This is a genomic window from Streptomyces sp. R-07, from assembly GCF_049913175.1.
Lineage (GTDB): Bacteria > Actinomycetota > Actinomycetes > Streptomycetales > Streptomycetaceae > Streptomyces.
In genome coordinates this window covers 3,947,169-3,964,373 of sequence record NZ_CP183978.1, presented here as the reverse complement: position 1 = coordinate 3,964,373, position 17,205 = coordinate 3,947,169, and the positions used below count along the sequence as shown (strand labels likewise).

General features: G+C 73.1%; 15 protein-coding genes. 9 read left to right on the top strand and 6 right to left on the bottom strand.

Annotation, left to right across the window (positions count from 1 at the left end; all coding sequences use genetic code 11):
* The first annotated feature begins 18 nt into the window (after nt 1-18).
* Complete coding sequence (locus ACN9M0_RS18070) at nt 19-861, top strand: AfsR/SARP family transcriptional regulator (protein WP_366037053.1); 843 nt, start codon at nt 19-21, stop codon at nt 859-861.
* A gap of 22 nt (nt 862-883) precedes the next feature.
* Here ACN9M0_RS18070 and ACN9M0_RS18065 read toward each other — a convergent pair whose 3' ends face one another.
* From ACN9M0_RS18065 to ACN9M0_RS18045, 5 genes are all read right to left on the bottom strand, one after another.
* Nucleotides 884-1,492 carry a response regulator transcription factor gene (locus ACN9M0_RS18065; protein ID WP_366037052.1) on the bottom strand — a complete coding sequence of 203 codons (609 nt, stop codon included), beginning with the start codon at nt 1,490-1,492 and terminating at the stop codon, nt 884-886.
* Between the two features lie 45 nt (nt 1,493-1,537).
* Nucleotides 1,538-2,794: a sensor histidine kinase gene (locus ACN9M0_RS18060; protein ID WP_399696231.1), complete on the bottom strand. Its 1,257-nt coding sequence runs from the start codon at nt 2,792-2,794 to the stop codon at nt 1,538-1,540.
* Between the two features lie 197 nt (nt 2,795-2,991).
* Nucleotides 2,992-5,274 (bottom strand): TOMM precursor leader peptide-binding protein, encoded by a 2,283-nt coding sequence (locus tag ACN9M0_RS18055; RefSeq protein WP_366037050.1) that lies wholly within the window; start codon nt 5,272-5,274, stop codon nt 2,992-2,994.
* Between the two features lie 33 nt (nt 5,275-5,307).
* On the bottom strand, nt 5,308-5,481 hold the full coding sequence (locus ACN9M0_RS18050) for a hypothetical protein (RefSeq protein WP_366037049.1): 174 nt from the start codon (nt 5,479-5,481) through the stop codon (nt 5,308-5,310).
* Nucleotides 5,482-5,619: 138 nt separating this feature from the next.
* A complete protein-coding gene (locus ACN9M0_RS18045) occupies nt 5,620-6,771 on the bottom strand; it encodes a glycosyltransferase (RefSeq protein ID WP_366037048.1) in 1,152 nt (383 codons plus the stop codon).
* Nucleotides 6,772-7,187: 416 nt separating this feature from the next.
* On the opposite strand from ACN9M0_RS18045, the gene ACN9M0_RS18040 reads away from it, so the two are divergent.
* The 6 genes from ACN9M0_RS18040 to soxR all read left to right on the top strand — a co-directional run bounded on the left by ACN9M0_RS18040 (nt 7,188) and on the right by soxR (nt 13,248).
* Nucleotides 7,188-8,873 carry an MDR family MFS transporter gene (locus tag ACN9M0_RS18040; protein WP_366037047.1) on the top strand — a complete coding sequence of 562 codons (1,686 nt, stop codon included), beginning with the start codon at nt 7,188-7,190 and terminating at the stop codon, nt 8,871-8,873.
* A gap of 300 nt (nt 8,874-9,173) precedes the next feature.
* A complete protein-coding gene (locus ACN9M0_RS18035; protein WP_366037046.1) occupies nt 9,174-10,235 on the top strand; it encodes a glucose-1-phosphate thymidylyltransferase in 1,062 nt (353 codons plus the stop codon).
* A complete protein-coding gene (gene rfbB / locus ACN9M0_RS18030) occupies nt 10,232-11,197 on the top strand; it encodes a dTDP-glucose 4,6-dehydratase (RefSeq protein ID WP_366037045.1) in 966 nt (321 codons plus the stop codon). The genes ACN9M0_RS18035 and rfbB overlap by 4 nt, the downstream gene beginning before the upstream one ends.
* Before the next feature lie 112 nt (nt 11,198-11,309).
* A complete protein-coding gene (locus ACN9M0_RS18025; RefSeq protein WP_366037044.1) occupies nt 11,310-11,918 on the top strand; it encodes a hypothetical protein in 609 nt (202 codons plus the stop codon).
* A 147-nt stretch (nt 11,919-12,065) separates the two neighbouring features.
* Nucleotides 12,066-12,689, top strand: coding sequence for a DsbA family oxidoreductase (locus ACN9M0_RS18020; RefSeq protein WP_366037043.1), 624 nt, complete (start codon nt 12,066-12,068; stop codon nt 12,687-12,689).
* Nucleotide 12,690: 1 nt separating this feature from the next.
* Nucleotides 12,691-13,248 (top strand): redox-sensitive transcriptional activator SoxR, encoded by a 558-nt coding sequence (gene soxR / locus ACN9M0_RS18015; RefSeq protein ID WP_426403902.1) that lies wholly within the window; start codon nt 12,691-12,693, stop codon nt 13,246-13,248.
* Between the two features lie 267 nt (nt 13,249-13,515).
* Here soxR and ACN9M0_RS18010 read toward each other — a convergent pair whose 3' ends face one another.
* Nucleotides 13,516-14,673 (bottom strand): acyl-CoA dehydrogenase family protein, encoded by a 1,158-nt coding sequence (locus tag ACN9M0_RS18010; RefSeq protein ID WP_366037041.1) that lies wholly within the window; start codon nt 14,671-14,673, stop codon nt 13,516-13,518.
* A 150-nt stretch (nt 14,674-14,823) separates the two neighbouring features.
* Here ACN9M0_RS18010 and ACN9M0_RS18005 point away from each other — a divergent pair, with 150 nt between their 5' ends.
* A complete protein-coding gene (locus ACN9M0_RS18005) occupies nt 14,824-15,801 on the top strand; it encodes an NAD-dependent epimerase/dehydratase family protein (RefSeq protein WP_426403901.1) in 978 nt (325 codons plus the stop codon).
* Nucleotides 15,802-15,884: 83 nt separating this feature from the next.
* A complete protein-coding gene (rfbH, locus tag ACN9M0_RS18000; RefSeq protein WP_426403900.1) occupies nt 15,885-17,186 on the top strand; it encodes a lipopolysaccharide biosynthesis protein RfbH in 1,302 nt (433 codons plus the stop codon).
* Nucleotides 17,187-17,205 lie beyond the last annotated feature (19 nt).

The following is a 17,205-nucleotide window of genomic DNA, read 5'->3' as shown; positions in this document are numbered from 1 at the left end:
TCACTCCGGGGGAGTTTCATGGATGTGGGGATTCTCGGGCCGCTCGCGGTCCGTCTGAACGGACAGTCGATCGTTCCCAGTGCGGGCAAGCCGCGCCAGTTGCTGGCGCTGCTCGCCATCAGAGCGGAGCGGGTGGTGACCGTGCCGACGCTCATGGAGGAGATCTGGGGGGACGCGATCCCCAAGAGCGCGGCCACCACACTGCAGACGTACATCCTTCATCTGCGCCGGAAGGTGACCGCGGCGCTGCGTGCCGGGGGGCCGGGCTGCGGGCCCGACCGGGACGGGGACGCCAAGGAGGTGCTCACGACCTGCTTCGGGGGCTACCGGCTCGCCGTGCGTCCGGAGGACAGTGATCTGCGGGAGTTCCAGTCGCTGGCGGCCCGCGGGTCGGTGGCGCTGGAGGCGGGCGACGCGCGGGCCGCGTCCGTGACGCTGGAGCGGGCGCTCGGGCTGTGGCGGGGACCCGCACTGGTGGACGTGCCGGTCGGGCGGGTGCTGGGGGTCGAGGTGCTCGGGATGGAGGAGCAGCGCACCCGGGCGCTCGAACAGCGGATCGAGGCGGATCTGCTGCTCGGGCGGCACGCCTCGCTCCTGGCCGAGCTGCGGATGCTGGTCGCCCGGCACCCGATGAACGAGAACCTGGCCGCGCAGCTGATGACGGCGCTGTACCGCTCGGGCGGGGTGTGGCGGGCGCTCGAGGTGTTCCAGGAGCTGCGCAGGACCCTCATCGAGGAGCTGGGGGTGGAGCCCTCGCACCGTCTGCAGCGGCTGCACCAGGCGGTGCTGTCCGGTGAGCCGGGTCTCGAGCTGGAGTGGGAGCAGGCGCAGTACGCCGGGCTGCATCTGATGCGCACCTGACGCGTACGAGTCCGGCCGGGGGTCAGACCAGCCAGCCGGACTCGTGCGCGATGCGCACCGCGTCGACGCGGTTGCGGGCGTTCAGCTTGGTGACGACCGAGGTCAGGTAGTTGCGGACGGTCCCCGTGGACAGGTGCAGCCGGGCCGCGATCTCCGGGGCCTCGTCGCCCGCGGCGGTGAGGCGGAGCACCTCCAGCTCCCGTTTGGTGAGCGGGCTCTCGGCGCCGTCCCAGGCCGCGAGGGCGAGCTGGAGGTCGATGGCGCGGTGACCTGCCGCGATCCGGCGGATGGCCTCGGTGAGGTCCTGGGGGGAGGCGTCCTTCGGCAGGAAGCCGGCGACCTTGGCGTCCAGGGCCCGGCGGAGGACACCGGGGCGGCTGAGGCTCGTGAGGATGAGGGTGCGGCAGGAGGGGAGCTCCTCGGCGAGCAGTGCCGCCGCCGTCAGGCCGTCGATGCCGGGGAGCCCGATGTCGATGATCGCCACGTCGGGGCGGTGCTCCAGGGCGGTCGGGAGGATCCTGTCGCCGCGTTCGACCTGCGCGACCACCTCGAGGTCGTCCTCCAGGCCGAGCAGTGCTACCAGAGCACCGCGGACCATGCCCATGTCCTCGGCCAGCAATATCCGTATCACTGCGGTGAACCCCCCCTGGTTCGACTGTATTCACACTACAATTGTTTACTTCTGTGCGTTCTCCTTCCGGTTAAGGCCGACTGTGTCAGGTCGGGTGTGCAGTGGTGCGCGGGCGGTCATCCGGAACCAGCCGTCCTCGCTCAGTTCGGTGGTGAGGCTGCCGCCGACGCGGCCCAGGCGGTGGGTGAGGTTGCCCAGGCCGGTGCCGCCGGGTTCGTCCGCCGCCGCCTGCCGGGGCACGGGCCCGACCCCGTAGGGGCTCCGGTCGGCGGGCTCCACGCCGTCGTTGGCGATGCTCAGCGTGACCACGCCGTCCTCCTCCCCGCACCGGATCGTGCACCGGTGGACGTGGCTGTGCCGCAGCGCGTTGGTGACGCCCTCGCGCAGCACGGTGGCGAGCACGGTGTCGATCCGCGGCGGCAGCGGGCCCGTGTCGATGGCCGTCACCACCTCGATGCCCGCCGCCTCCAGCATCGAGCGGGTGACGGCCACCTCCTCGCGCAGCGACATGTCGCGGTAGCCGGTCGCGACCTTGCGCACGTCGGCGAGCGACTGGCGGGACAGGGCGAGGATGGAGTCGGTCTCCGCCCTGGCGGGGCCGGGCATCTCCGGCACCAGCCGGCGGACCAGTTCGGTCTTCAGGGTGATCGCGGACAGGTTGTACCCGAGCAGGTCGTGGAGGTCCCGGGAGAAGCGGAGCCGCTCGTCGGCCACGGCCAGCCTGGCCAGGTCGGAACGCTGCGCGTGCAGGCGGGTCACCAGACCGGTCAGGCTGCTCAGCCCGAACACCACGAGCCCGGTGACGAGGGTGGTCTCCAGCGTGTAGACGCTGTCGAAGAGGCCGCGGTCGGCGACGAACGCCGCGTATCCGAAGAGGGAGAGTCCGATCGCCATGTACAGCGGCCAGGCCACCCGGGCCGGGAGGAGCAGGAGGACGGAGCCGGCCAGGAAACCGCACATCGCTCCCCATGTCAGGTGGAACAGCGTGAGCGGTAGGTAGCAGCACACGGCCTGCAGGGCGAGGGTGGTGACGCGGAATCCGTACGAGCTCTGCCGGGCGTGCGGCCGGGAGTGCACGAGCTGGAGGCCGAATATCACGAGCAGGGCGAGGAATCCGACGCCGCTCTGGAGGGGTGAGGTTCCGGCGTCGAGGATGTTCACGGCGGTGACCAGGGAGTATCCGGCCATGGTGGCCAGCAGGACCGAGCGGGCCAGGCGGGGGGCCGGCACGGCGGAGCCGTCGTGAGAGAGGTGTGGCGCGGCTTCGTTCGGATCGTCCGACTGCTGTTCCGTCGAGTGCATCAGAGGTGACGACCTCTCTGTGGGGGAAGAGACATACCGGAAGGTATCGCGATGCCGATCATGGAAATATCGGACCGCGCTGTCCGGGTCTCCATCGGCTCCGACCTCGATGAACGGTCTCCGGACAGCGGCGGATTCCCCGCTGCCGGGAGGGTGATGGCCGAGAGGGGCGGTCGGGCCGGCCGGCGTCGCCGGTGTCAGACGAACAGCGGCAGGGGGTTGAGGAGTTCGTACGGGGTGGGGGCGGTGAGCCGGCCCAGTGCGACCGGCACGTCGAAGAGACGGCCCGGCGCGAAACGTGGCCAGAACTGGCGCATGCCGGGAATGATGATCTTCATCACGGGAAGCCCGATGTCCGGTCGCGTCTGGTCCAGGACCAGGACCTCCAGACCCCGTTCGGCGGCGAGCGCGGTGAGCGCCGTCACGTCGTCGGCGAGGTCCGCGCGCGGGGCGTACGGGTGGCTGTCGGGGCCGCTCGGGGCGAGCCGCGGGTCCGGCAGCAGATGGGGCTGGCCGGCGACGGTCGCGGTGCGCCACCAGGCCACCGCCTGGGGATCGTCCACGGTGTAGCCCGTGCCGTCCGGGCGCGCGTCGACGACCGCGGGCAGCAGCTGGCCCATCTCGGTGAGCGCGCGGCGTACCGCGATGCGCGGGTCGAGATGGGCGCCGAAGCCGAACAGGACGTCCTCGGAAGGGCGGTCGGTGCGCCGGGACAGGGCGGCCACCACCGGGATGCCGAAGTCGGAGGTCAGGTCCAGGGCCCAGACCTCGCGGCCGAGCGAGCGGTAGCCCGCGCGCAGCGGCTCGATCCACGTGTCGCCGGCGGCGACGAAGGCATCGAGGTCGCAGGCGGGGGCGAGGGTGCGGTTGTACCACCACAGGGCGACCGCGTCGCGTTCCACGAGTTCGAGGAAGCCCTGTACGAAGGCGTCTTCGCGGCTGGAACCGGCGGCGTTGCCGTTGGAGTCCGCGCGCAGCGGGGCCGCGGGGTCGGCGTCGAAGTAGAGGAGGGAGGTGGGCAGCAGGCGCTGGGTGTTCCCGGTCAGCGACCACACGGGGGTCCAGTCGAGCGGCGCCTCCTCGTCGAAGGGGCGGCCGACGTACTGGAAGGGCGAACCGGCCGCGTTCCAGGCGTCCCGCTCGCGCACCTGCCGGGGGTCGTACAGCCGCACCGAGTCCGGGTGGACGGCGGCGGGTCCGAGCGCGCGGTAGCTGTCGCGGACCACGGGCTCGTCGCCGTGCCGCGAGCCGCTGTAGCGCTCGACGGCCTCGCACAGGGCACTGACCGTGGCCTCCTCGGGCGTGAGGCCCTTGCCGCCGCTGAGCGCGCGCAGCCCGGCGCTGTGCCCGGCCAGCGTCGACGCCCGCATCGCCAGGTTGTGCCCGGAGAGGAAGCTGTGGGTGAAGTCGGGGCTGCGCGGGTCGCGCCGCACCTCGCGTACGACTCCGGTGACGCGGCCCACCAGATGGCCGTAGCGGTCCAGCATCTGACGGGGGGACAGGGTGCGGTGGCCGTTTCCGCCGTCCGCCGCCTTGGGGCGGGACCGGGGGACGAAGGGCTCGCGCACCCGGGTGCCCACGAGCCCGGGGTCGCCGCAGGCCGGGCACTGCGGGCGGCGGGTCACCGGATGCAGCTCACCGGCGAGGGTGAGGGAGTCGAAGGTGTGGACGGCGTCGCGGGTGGGGCCGGGCACGCCGGCCAGCCACTTGGCGGTCTCCAGGACGGCGGTGTGCAGGCCGGCCGCACGGCTCGCGGCGAGCGAGGCGTCGGGGCGGAGCACCGGGTCCGTACTGCCGAGCGCGCGGTGCAGGGGTGCCTCGGAGCCGCGGTGGAGACGCAGGCGTTCGGCGAGGCAGTGCCAGCAGGGACCGTCGCCGGGGCGCAGGACGGGGCCGGTCCACGCCTCGGGGCCGCCGGGCCTGGCGAGGATCCAGGGCCGGCCGGCCGCGCGCTGCCGCGCGTCGACGTCGGCGAGCCGGGGATCCAGATAGTCGGCGCAGAGCACCAGGGTGACGTCGGCGTCCTCCGCTTCCGCGGTGGGGGGCGCGAGGGCGAGCCCGGAGGCGGCGCAGGCGTCCCGTGCCTCCGCCGCGGAGACGGGGCCGTCGAGGACGACGAGCCGTACGACCGCCGTCGCGGGCGGGGCCGCCGCCGCTCCGGCCAGGTCCCAGAAGGCCTCGGCCGAGGGGCCGGGGGCGGTGGGTGCGCTCGGAGACGGGTGGGCGTGCGCGCGGAGCAGGTTCGCGGACCAGAGTTCGGCGAGCGCGCGGCGCAGGTCCTCCGGGCCGGCACCGGTGGCGGCGGCCTCCCGCAGCACCTGGTCCGGGGTGCGGCTGCCGTCGAGCAGGGGGGCCAGGGCCTCGGCCGGGGCGCCGCGCACGGCGCGGACGCCCCGCGCGGAGACGAGGTAGACCGCCTCGCCGGGCACGACGAGGCTGCGCAGATGGCTGCGCCAGCCGATCCGCGGTCCGCCGTCCACGGCCACCGGTCCCCCTGCTCGTGTGCCGGGGCGTCAGGCCGCGACGGCCTCGGCCGGCTCGGGAGCCAGGACACAGAGGGTGAACAGCGCCGCCGCGTCGGCGGGGACCGTGTCCAGGTCCTCGATCGACAGCGTGTTCACGGACTCCTCGGGGGCCGGGGTGAGGACGGCGGCCCAGGCGGGGTTCTCGGCGAGGACGTGGTTCATGGGGGTTCCTTCCAGGAGCCTTCGAATGTTCCAAGAGGACGTTCGAACTGTGGGCGCGGTGACGCAGCGCTCGCTGGATTGTGCGAATACCTGATGATCGCCGACCAGTGTTCCCGTCACGAATCGGACGTGACGGATTCACATCCCCGCGCGCGCCCGGACCATGTCGGCGATGGCGACCGTCACGTCGTGGGGTGTGGGAAGCCCCGCGATCTCCCGGCTCAACTCCTCGGTCCTCGCCCGGTAGGACGGGTCTTCGAGCAGCTCCCGGCACATCTTGGCGACGTTCTCGGGGGAGTCGTCCTCGCCCGCCGTCAGCATGATCGCGGCGCCGTACTCCGCGAGCCGGGCCGACATCCCCACCTGCTTCGGCATCGCCGGGATCAGCAGCTGCGGGACGCCGCACACGATCGCGTGCAGCATCGTGTTGCCGCCGGCCCGGTGCACGAGCAGATCGCAGGTGCGCAGCACGACGTCGAGCGGCAGCCAGCCCGCCCGTACGTTCTCCGGCAGGTCGCCCAGGGCGTCCGCGATCTCCTGCGGCGCCGCGATGAGCAGCTCCACGTCGAGCCCGGCGACCTTCTCCACCAGGGCGGACAGGGCGTCGGCCTCGTAGTCGGCGGTCACCCGGCTGCCGGCCGAGACCAGGACGCGCGGCCGGTCCCCGCTCCTGGAGTACATCCAGGGTTCCAGCGCCCGCTGGGTGTTGAAGGGCACGTACCCCATGAACTGCGCGGGCCCCGCGTCCGGGCGGCGGGCGCCGGGCGGGCAGATCTCCACGTACATGTCCGGGTCGGGGATGGCGGACAGGCCCATCTCCTCCAGCTCCGGCGCCAGTTCGGCGGCGGCGGACAGGTCGATGATGGACGGCTCGCCCATGTTGAGCGCGTGCCGCACCCAGGGCAGGCCGAAGCGGTGGGCGACGAGCGGGGCGGCGTACGAGAGGGCTCCGGCGACCAGGACGTCGGGCCGCCAGCGTTCGACCAGCGGGACGAGGCCTTCCATGCTGCCCAGGGCGAGGCGGGCCATGCCCCGGCCGTTGAACAGGTTCCGCTCGTGGGGGTCCTTGGGGATCTCCAGCGGATTGCCGTGCCGGTCGCGCTGCATGAAGTCGAACATGGTGCGCGAGGTGATCGGGGCGCCGGGCAGACCCGTCGCGGCGACCAGCGGCATCACGTTCTCCGTGGCCCCGACGATCACCTCGTGGCCGGCGTTGCGCGCCGCGAGCGCCAGCGGGGTGATGGGGAAGACCGCCCCCGCGCTTCCTCCGGACACAAAAAGGAATCTCATGGCCGCGGACGCTAGGGAGCGGGGGTCGAGCGCTCCTGGAGCGCTGCTGGAAGCGGTACGGGGCAGACGAGGCGGTACGCGGGCGGCGGGGGCGGTACGGGGTCAGGCGCGGGCGGTACGCGGGTGGTGAGGGCGGTACGGGGTCAGGCGCGGGCGGTACGCGGGTGGCGGGGGCGGTACGGGGTCAGGCGCGGGCGGTACGCGGGTGGCGGGGGCGGCGGTACGGGGGCAGGCGCGGGTGGCGTGGGCCGTGCGGTGCGGCGTGCGGGAGCGCGAGGAGCTCTGTAGTCGGGCCCTAGCGAGGCGCCGCACGATGCCCCTTGACCTCCAGCGCGCTAGAGGTTTCATCCTGGTCCGGACGCAGCGGCCGACCCCCCTCCCGACGTCCCTTCCGAATCCGAAGGAAGAAACTCCCGATGACAGACACAGCGAAGCCGGAATCCCCCGCGCCCGATTCCGGTACCGACGCGGCCGGGGCGGTGGACAAGCGCAGGATCCGGCTGATCATGACGGGTCTGCTGCTCGGCCTGTTCATGGCCGCGCTCGACCAGACGATCATCTCCGCGGCGCTGCGTACCATCGCCGACGACCTGGACGGCCTCTCGGAGCAGGCCTGGGCGAACACCTCGTACATGATCACCTCGGTGATCACGACGGCCCTCTACGGCAAGCTCTCGGACATCTACGGCCGCCGGCCCGTCTACATCACCGCCGTCGGCGTCTTCGTCCTCGGCTCCGTGCTCTCCGGCCTCGCCCAGTCCATGACGACCCTCGCCGTGTTCCGCGGCATCCAGGGCATCGGCGCGGGCGGTCTGATGAGCCTCGCCTTCGCGATCCTCACCGACCTGGTGCCGCTCACCGAACGCAGCCGCTACCAGGCGTGGTTCGGTGCGGTCTTCGGTGTCTCGGCCGTCATCGGCCCCGTCGCGGGCGGATTCTTCGCCGGGCTCGACTCCTTCCTCGGCGCGACCGGCTGGCGCTGGGCCTTCTTCATCAACGTGCCGATCGGCCTGGCCGCCGCGCTCCTCATCGGCACGCTGGTGCGCGTCCAGCCGAACCGCACCCAGCACAAGTTCGACATCGCGGGCCTGCTCGCGCTGATCGCCTGCCTGCTGCCGCTGCTCTTCGCGGTCGAACAGGGCCCGAAGTGGGGCTGGACCGACCCGGGAACGCTTCTGCTGTTCGGTCTGGGCGCGGTCGGCCTGGTGCTGTTCCTGCTGGCGCAGAAGCGGGCGGCCGACGCCGCCCTGCTGCCCACACCGATGTTCCGCAACCCGCTCTTCTCCGTCTACAACGGCGTCAACGTCCTCATCGGCGCCGCCGTGTTCGGCGCGCTGTCCGTCCTGCCGCTGTACTTCCAGATGGTCAAGGGCCTGTCCCCCACCGAGGCCGGCCTGATGATGCTGCCGCAGACGCTGGGCATCGTCGCGGCGGGCCGGATCGCCGGTCCGTACGTCACCAAGACGGGCCGCTACAAGGTGGTCCTGCTGACCGGCCTCGTCCTGATGGTCGTCGCGACCCTCTGGTTCGGGATGCTCACCGTCGACACCTCGCTGTGGCTGACGGGCGTCGCCGCCGGACTGATGGGCTTCGGCATCGGCCTGTGCTGGCAGGTCATGCTCATCGCGATCCAGACGGGCGTCGCGCCGCAGTACATGGGCGCCGGCATGGGCTCGTTCACCTTCTTCCGGCAGATCGGCGGCACCGCCGGCATCGCCGTCTTCCTGTCGATGTTCTTCGGCGCGGTCGGCGAGAAGGTCGCCGCGGCCTACCGCGACGCCGCCTCCGACCCCGCCTACGCGGCCGCCGTGAACGACCCGTCCGTGACCGGGCAGGCCGCCAACAAGGTGCTGCTCGCCGCCCGGGACGGTGCCGTACCGATGGACGACAGCTCCTTCCTCGACCAGGCCGACCCGCGGCTCGCCAAGCCGTTCCTGGAGGGCATGGCCGAGGCGATGCAGACCGTCTTCGTGGTCAGCGGGGTCATGCTCCTGATCGCCCTGGTCCTCGCGGCCGTGCCGAAGGAGAAGCGCCGCGAGCCCGCCGCCGGAGCGCCGGGCGGCGCCAAGGAGCAGGGGAAGCAGCCCGCGGGCAAGAGCTGACCGACCACCGCGCCGGGACCTCGGGGCCAGGACCCCGGAACCCCGGCCGCGCACCCGCGTGCCCCCCGCCCCATTGGCGGGCGAGCACGCCCCCGTACGGACGCGCGCTCATCCCCCGTTTGCGCGTGTCCTCGAAGGGGGCCGGCCCCGTGCCGGCCCCCTTCTCCGCGTTCGCTCCGGCAACCTCGTACAGGACGGTTCCGCGCCGGGTCCAGCTGGATTGGACCGGCTCTCTAGGTCGACTTCGCAGAATCGCCCCGTAACGAAGGCAAGGGCCGAAGGCGGGAGTGAAGGGTTGCCATGAAGGCACTGATTCTGTCCGGAGGGATGGGGACCAGACTGCGTCCCTTCACCTATTCCATGCCCAAACAGCTGGTGCCCGTCGCCAACAAGCCGATCCTGGTGCACTGCCTGGAGAACGTCCGCGCCATCGGTGTCGAGGACGTCGCCGTCGTCGTCGGCGACCGCGCCGAGGACATCCGCGCCGTCGTCGGAGACGGCTCCGCCTACGGGCTGAACGTCACCTACCTCCAGCAGGAGGCCCCGCTCGGCCTGGCGCACGCCGTCGCCATCGCCGAGGAGTTCCTCGGGGAGGAGGACTTCGTGATGTACCTGGGCGACAACATCCTCGCCGACGGCATCGCCGAGTCCGCCCGCGACTTCCGGGCCGACCGCACCGCCGCCAGGCTGCTGCTCACCAAGGTGGACGACCCGCGCGCCTACGGCGTCGCCGAGGTCGACGCCGAGGGGCGGGTCCGCGCGCTGGTCGAGAAGCCGCGGCAGCCGCGCAGCGACCTCGCCGTGATCGGCGTGTACTTCTTCACCGCCGCCGTGCACGAGGCGGTCCGCGCCATCGAGCCGAGCGCCCGCGGAGAGCTGGAGATCACCGACGCGATCCAGTACCTGGTGGAACGAGGCGACCGCGTCGTCGCCGGCGAGTACTCCGGCTACTGGAAGGACACCGGCAGCCCCGACGACCTGCTCGACTGCAACCGGGTGCTGCTGCGCGGACTCCAGCCCGGCGTACGGGGCGAGGTCGACGCGGCCAGCACGCTCGAAGGCCACGTGGTCGTCGAGGCCGGGGCCCTCGTGGAGCGCTCGCACCTCGTCGGACCGCTCGTGGTGGGGGCGGGCAGCGTCGTGCGCGACAGCGAGCTCGGCCCGTACACCGCCCTCGGCCGCGACTGCGTGCTGGAGGACGCCGGCATCCGCGACTCGATCGTCCTCGACGGCGTGTCCATCCAGGGCGTGCGCGGCCTGTCCGGCTCGCTCATCGGCCGCTCGGCCGACGTGCGCTGCGGCGAGTCCGCCGGGCGCCGGCTCATCATCGGCGACCACACCCGGGCGGAGGTCGCCGCATGAGGCTCCTGGTCACCGGCGCCGCCGGGTTCATCGGCTCGCACTACGTCCGCCAGATCCTCGCGGGCGCCTACCCCGAGACCGAGGACGTCCACGTCACGGTCGTCGACCGGCTCACCTACGCGGGCCGCCGCGACAACCTCCCCGAGGAGCACGACCGGCTCGACTTCGTCCGGGGCGACATCTGCGACCGGGTCCTCCTCGACCGCGTCCTCCCGGGCCACGACGCGATCGTGCACTTCGCGGCCGAGTCCCACGTCGACCGCTCCCTCACCGGACCCGGCGAGTTCGTCCGTACGAACGTCATGGGCACCCAGCAGCTGCTCGACGCCGCCCTGCACGCCGGGGTGGACCGGGTCCTGCACGTCTCCACCGACGAGGTGTACGGCTCGCTGGCCAGCGGCACCTGGACCGAGGACAGCCCCCTGCTGCCCAACTCGCCCTACGCCGCTTCCAAGGCCTCCAGCGACCTGATCGCCCGGGCCTACCACCGCACGCACGGGCTCGACGTCCGCGTCACCCGCTGCTCCAACAACTACGGGCCCCGCCAGCACCCCGAGAAGCTCATCCCGCACTTCGTCACGCGGCTGCTGACCGGCCGGAAGGTCCCGCTGTACGGCGACGGCCGCAACGTGCGCGAATGGCTGCACGTGGACGACCACTGCCGGGCGCTGCACCTGGTCCTCACCAAGGGCCGGGCCGGCGAGATCTACAACATCGGCGGCGGCAGCGGCATGAGCAACCGCGAGATGACCGCCCGCCTGCTCGGCCTCCTGGGCGCGGACTGGGACATGGTGCGCCATGTCGAGGACCGCCTCGGACACGACTTCCGCTATGCGATCGACGACTCCAAGATCCGCGAGGAGCTGGGCTACGCGCCCCGCTGGTCGATCGAGAGCGGACTGGGGGCGGTCGTGGACTGGTACCGCGACCACCCCGGATTCTGGCGCGCGCCCGCCTCCTGACGACGGGACCGCCGTGTGCCGCCGGTCGGCACCGGCGCGCCTTCCGACCATCCACCCAGCCGCCGGCACCCGGCCGGCGGAACGCTGTCGACGAGAACGGAAACCCATCACCATGTCCGCACTGCGCAGCCGTGCCCGCACCGCCGCGATCGCCGTCCCGCTGGCCCTGGCCGGTGTCGCGGCCACCACGTCCGGCGCCCAGGCCGCTCCGGTGAAGACCTACTTCGACTGCCGGGTCGGCACCGTCACCGGCCTCGCCTACTCCACCTACGTGGACGCCGTCGCCCCCGCGACCGTCCGCCCCGGGGCGACCTTCGACGTCACCCTCGACCCGGCCCCGATCACCCCGAACCCGGCCTACAACAAGGAGGTCAAGAACGTCGCCCTGCAGTTCAAGCTGCCGGCCGGCGCGACGGTCGTCTCCTACCAGGTCGCCGACGGCGGCGCCGCGGGCACCCCGGAGCTGCAGATAGACGGCACCAAGGCCGTGCTGCGCGCCGCGGGCCCGTACGTCTCCAGCACCCCCTTCGACCTGCCGAAGATCACCATCAAGCTGAAGGCCCCCAACACCCGGGCCACCCTGGAGACCCGCTTCGGCGGCACCTCGCACGACGACCCGGGCTTCAGCTGGACCTTCATCTCCCCGAACTGGGAGGGCGAGGCCCAGCTCGCCTGCTGGCCCGACCAGCCGATCGCGCTGACCACGACGGTCGTCAAGTAGCCGCTTCGCGGGTGCGCCGCGCCGGCCGGTCCCCGAGCGGGGCCGGCCGGCGCGTTTTCGCTGCACGCGACCTCGAGTGCGCTTGACCTCCAGCGCACTCGAGGTTGCAGCCTGAGAGCTATTACCGGAAGTGGGGAGAGAGCGTCCGTGAAGATCGAGATCTGGTCCGACATCATGTGTCCGTGGTGCTACATCGGCAAGGCACGCCTCGACAAGGCGATCGAACGCCTGGGGGACCGCGAGACCCATGTGGTGTGGCGAAGCTTCGAACTCCGTCCCGACCAGCCCCGTACGCCCGGTGCTACGCTCGGCGAGATGATGCGGGAGAAGCTCGGACTCCAACCCGGGGAAACGGTCGAGCTGTTCGAGAAGATCCGGGTCCTGGGCGAGGCCGAGGGGCTGGACATCCGCCTCACCGGCGTACGCCCCGTGAACTCCTTCGACGCGCAGCGCCTGGTGCACCTCGCCGCCGAGGACGGTCTCTCGCACCGGATGAAGAGCGAGCTGTTCCGCACCTATCTGACGGAACAGCGGAACGTGGCGGACCACGAGGTCCTGCTGCGCACCGCGACCGACGCCGGGCTCGACGCCGACCGCGTCACGGCCGTCCTGGCGACGGACGCCTACGGCGAGGCCGTACGCGAGGACGAGCGGGCCGCCGCCCGCCGCGGGGTCACCGGCGTACCGACGATCTTCGTCGACGGCGTACGGGTCACCACCGGCGTCCCCTCGGTGGACCAGCTGCACCGGGCCCTGGTGGAGGCCGGCTGACATGACCGTCGCCCGGCCCGCGTACCACCTCACCGAGCTCACCGTCGGACAGCTGTCGGCACGCAGCGGCGTCGCGGTCACGGCCCTGCACTTCTACGAGTCGAAGGGGCTCATCAAGAGCCGCCGCACGCCCGGCAACCAGCGCCGCTACACGCGGGACACGCTGCGCCGCATCTCGGTGATCCGGGTCGCCCAGCGCATGGGCATCCCCCTGAGCACCGTCCGCGACGCGCTGGCCGAGCTGCCCGAGGAGCGCACGCCCAACCGGGACGACTGGGCGCGGCTCTCGCAGCGCTGGCGCGCGGATCTCAACGAGCGCATCGAACAGCTCCTTGCGCTGCGCGACGGCCTGGAGGACTGCATCGGCTGCGGCTGCCTCTCGGTACGGGACTGTCCGCTGACGAACCCGTACGACGAGCTCGGCGAGGAGGGCCCCGGGCCGCGCAGGCTCCTGCGCGAGCCGACGGGGGCCGCGGCCCGCGGCCTCCGGCACCGCGCCCCCACGGAGGACCCGTGCGGCGGCACGAGCCCGAGCTGCCAGGACGGCCCGCAGGACTGAGGGACGCGGGGCGGGGCGGCGCGGGCGCGTGGCCGGGCGGGTGCTGGGCCGGGCCGGGCCGGATCGGGTGCCGGGCCGGAGGATGCCGGGCCGGGGTCGGTTGGCGGCGTCGGTTCGCGGGGTGGCGCCTCCGGCGGTGGGCGCCGGGCCGGGTCCTGAGGGAGCCCGCGGCGGTGGGCGCCGGGCCGGGGCGGCGTGGGCGCCCGCGGCGGTGGGCGCCGGGCCGGGGCGGCGTGGGCGCCCGTGGTGGTGGGCGCCGGGCCGGGGTCAGTTCGCGGGGTGCGGCGGGTGGAGTTCGCGGGCGTACGACTCGGCCGCCGCGGAGAAGGCCAGGACCACGTGGCCGGACGCCGTGTGGGCGTCCCGCCAGTGGCGCTGGAGCGGGGCCGCGTCCTGGTGGGCGCGGGTCCCCGCGGAAGCGAACAGGCGGTCCACGGCGGACGTGGCGAGTTCGGCCGCGAGCGCGCAGTCCCGGCCGTTGCGGGCCACGTCGAAGGCGGTGACCTCTCCGGCGTCGGCGGTACGGGCCGCCGCCTCCAGGAGCAGCGCCGCCGCGTCCGCCTCGCCCGCCGCGCGGCCGAGGACGACCGCCGCCGCGCTGTCCAGACCGCCGGACCCCGAGGTGTGGCGGGGCGCCGTGCCCTCCCGCCAGGCCGCCAGGGCGGCCCGCGCGGCGCCCAGCACCGGAGCCGCGAAGCACAGCCCGTTGACGGCCTTCAGGGGCACACGGTGGCAGGGCGCCTCCGCGCCCTCGGCGATGCCGGTGGCGACGGCCTCACGGGTGAAGGTCAGCTCGTCCGGCACGAACACCCCGTCCACCGACAGCGTGTTGCTGCCGGTCCCGCGCATGCCGACCGACGACCACGTGTCCTCGGTGCGCCAGTCGCCGCGCGGCACGGCGAAGAACCGGGCGGTCGGCCGGTCCTCGGTCGTCATCGCGCACACCAGCGCCCAGTCCGCGTGGTCCACGGCGCTCACGTACGGCCAGGTGCCGCCGATCCGCCAGCCGCCCTCCTCGCGCCGGGCCCGGCCCAGCGGCATGAGCGCGCCCACGATCAGGGCGTCCGGGCCGCCCGCCCAGATCCGCCGCTGCCCCTCCTCGGGAAGGTACGCGGCCATCCGGCCGAGGGAGGCGGTCAGCGACGCCGCCCAGGCGGCCGAGGTGCAGCCCTCGCCGACCACGGACACCGCCCGCACGATCTCCTCGAAGGTCCCGGCCTCGCCGCCGTGTCGGCGCGGTACGAAATGGCGTGCGAAACCGGCGTCCAGCATGGACCGCACCACCTCGGGGGCGAGCCGGCGAGCACGCTCGGCGTCCCGCGCGTGCTCCGCGGCGATCTTCGCGACATCGGCGGCCGCGACCACCACGGCCGCGGATTCGGTGCGGGACGACGTCTGCCGTGCCGTCAACTGCTGAGTCGGCATCCTGGTCTGCTCCTTGTGAGTGCCTGCGGCTGGTGCCGGTTGCCCGGTCCCGTGCTCTTCGCGCCAGCCTCACGCGGGCCGCTCGAGCGGGACTACAGGCCGCCCTGGAAGGCTCGGGCCCCCGGCGGCAGCCCTGAAGGAGGCCCTGACATGGCATCCCGTCCCGTCCCCGCGCCGCGCGTGCTCGTCCTCGGCGGCAGCGGATTCGTCGGAGGACATGTGTGCGCCGCGTTCCTGGCCGGCGGCTGGGAGGTGCACGCCTGGTCCCGGCGCGCCCGGGCACCCAGAGGGGTCACGGCGCACACCGTCGACCTGGTGCGGGCCGGGCCGGAACGGCTCGCGGACGAGCTGGCCGCCCTGGCACCGCAGGTCGTGGTCAACGCCGCCGGCGCGGTGTGGGGCGCGAGCGAGGAGGAGATGGCGGAGGCCAACGAAGCCGCCGTGCTCCGGTGCATGACGGCCGTGACCGCCCTGGGGGTCCGCGCGCCCCGGTTCGTCCAGCTCGGCAGCGTGCACGAGCACGCGGCGACGACCGTCTACGGCCGTACGAAGGCGGCCGCCACCGCGTGTGTGACCGGGGCGGGCGGCACGGTGCTGCGGCTGCCGAACCTGCTGGGCCCGGGCACCCCCGAGGGCAGTTTCCTGGGCGGGGTCGGCGCGCGGCTCGCCCGGGCCGCGCGCACCGGCGAAGCCGTGACCGTGACGACCCTCGCCCGGCGCGAGCGCCGAGAGTTCCTCGACGTACGGGACGCCGCCGACGCCGTGCTCGCGGCCGCCGCACCGCCCGCCGCCGCGCGAGTGGGCGGCCGGGTCCTCGATCTGGGCACGGGCCGCCCGGTCGACGTACGGGAGCTGCTCGACACGCTCATCCGGCTCAGCGGCGTGCCCGCGCGCGTCGAGGAGCGCCTCCCGGAGCCGGGGCACACGCCGCCCGGGGGCCTGTCCGGGGTGGCACCGGGCCCGTCCCACGAGCTCGCGGGGGAGCTCCTCGGCTGGCGAGCGGTGCGCGACCCGGAGGAATCGCTGCGGGGGCTGTGGGAGGCGGTGGCCGGGACTTCCGGCGGGGCTTCCAGCGGGGCTCGAGCAGGGACCCAGCGGCGGGCTAGCGACCGGCTAGTCGGCGGCTAGCGGACGGCTCCAGGGTGACGGGGTCCGCGGTGGCACGTCCGCGCCGCGCTCCCTGTCAGCCCAGCGAAAGGCCAGTGGATCCGATGGACGCGGAGAAGACGCACATCCTGGCGATGGTGCGCGAGTACCACCGGGCCACGGAGGACCTGGAGTTCGTGCCGGGAGTGACGCCGGTGCAGCCGGCGGGCGCGACACTCGACGCGAACGACCGGGTGGCGCTCGTCGAGGCGGCGCTCGACCTGCGGATCGCGGCCGGGCCCAGCAGCCGGCGCTTCGAGCGCGACTTCGCCCGCTACTTCGGGCTGCGCAAGGCGCACATGACCAACTCCGGTTCGTCGGCGAACCTCCTCGCCCTGACCTCGCTCACCTCCCACACGCTGGGCGAGCGCAGGCTGCGCCCCGGCGACGAGGTGATCACCGTGGCGGCCGGGTTCCCGACGACGGTCAACCCGATCATCCAGAACGGCCTGGTCCCCGTCTTCGTCGACGTCGAGCTCGGTACGTACAACACGACGGCGGAGCGGGTCCTCGCCGCGGTCGGCCCGCGGACGAAGGCGATCATGATCGCGCACGCGCTGGGCAATCCGTTCCCGGTGGCCGACATCGCCGCGATCGCCGCCGAGCACGGCCTGTACCTCGTGGAGGACAACTGCGACGCGGTCGGCTCGTACCACCACGGCCGGCTGACCGGCACCTTCGGCGATCTGACGACGACCAGCTTCTACCCGGCGCACCACATCACCACGGGCGAGGGCGGCTGCGTCCTGACCCGGAACCTGGCGCTGGCGCGGATCGTGGAGCAGCTGCGGGACTGGGGCCGGGACTGCTGGTGCGAGCCGGGCCAGGACAACACCTGCTTCAAACGCTTCGACTACCAGCTGGGGACGCTGCCGCACGGCTACGACCACAAGTACATCTTCACGCACCTCGGCTACAACCTGAAGGCCACCGACATCCAGGCGGCGCTCGGCGTCAGCCAGCTGACCAGGCTCGACGCGTTCGGCAAGGCCCGCCGGGCCAACTGGCAGCGGATGTACGAGGGTCTCGCGGAGGTCCCCGGGCTGCTGCTGCCCCGGGCGACGGAGCACAGCGACCCCAGCTGGTTCGGTTTCGTGCTCACCGTGCGGCCCGACGCGCCCTTCACCCGGCGCGACCTGGAGGGGTTCCTGGCCTCCCGGGCCATCGGCACCCGGCGCCTGTTCGGCGGCAACCTGACCCGCCACCCGGCCTATCAGGGCCGTGATTTCCGGGTGGTGGGCGAGCTGACCAACTCCGACGTCATCACCGAGCACACCCTGTGGGTGGGCGTCCATCCGAGCCTGACGGACGCCATGATCGACCATGTGACGGACAGCGTCCGGGAGTTCGCCGCCTCGGCGCGATGAACCGCACGGGGCCCGTTCT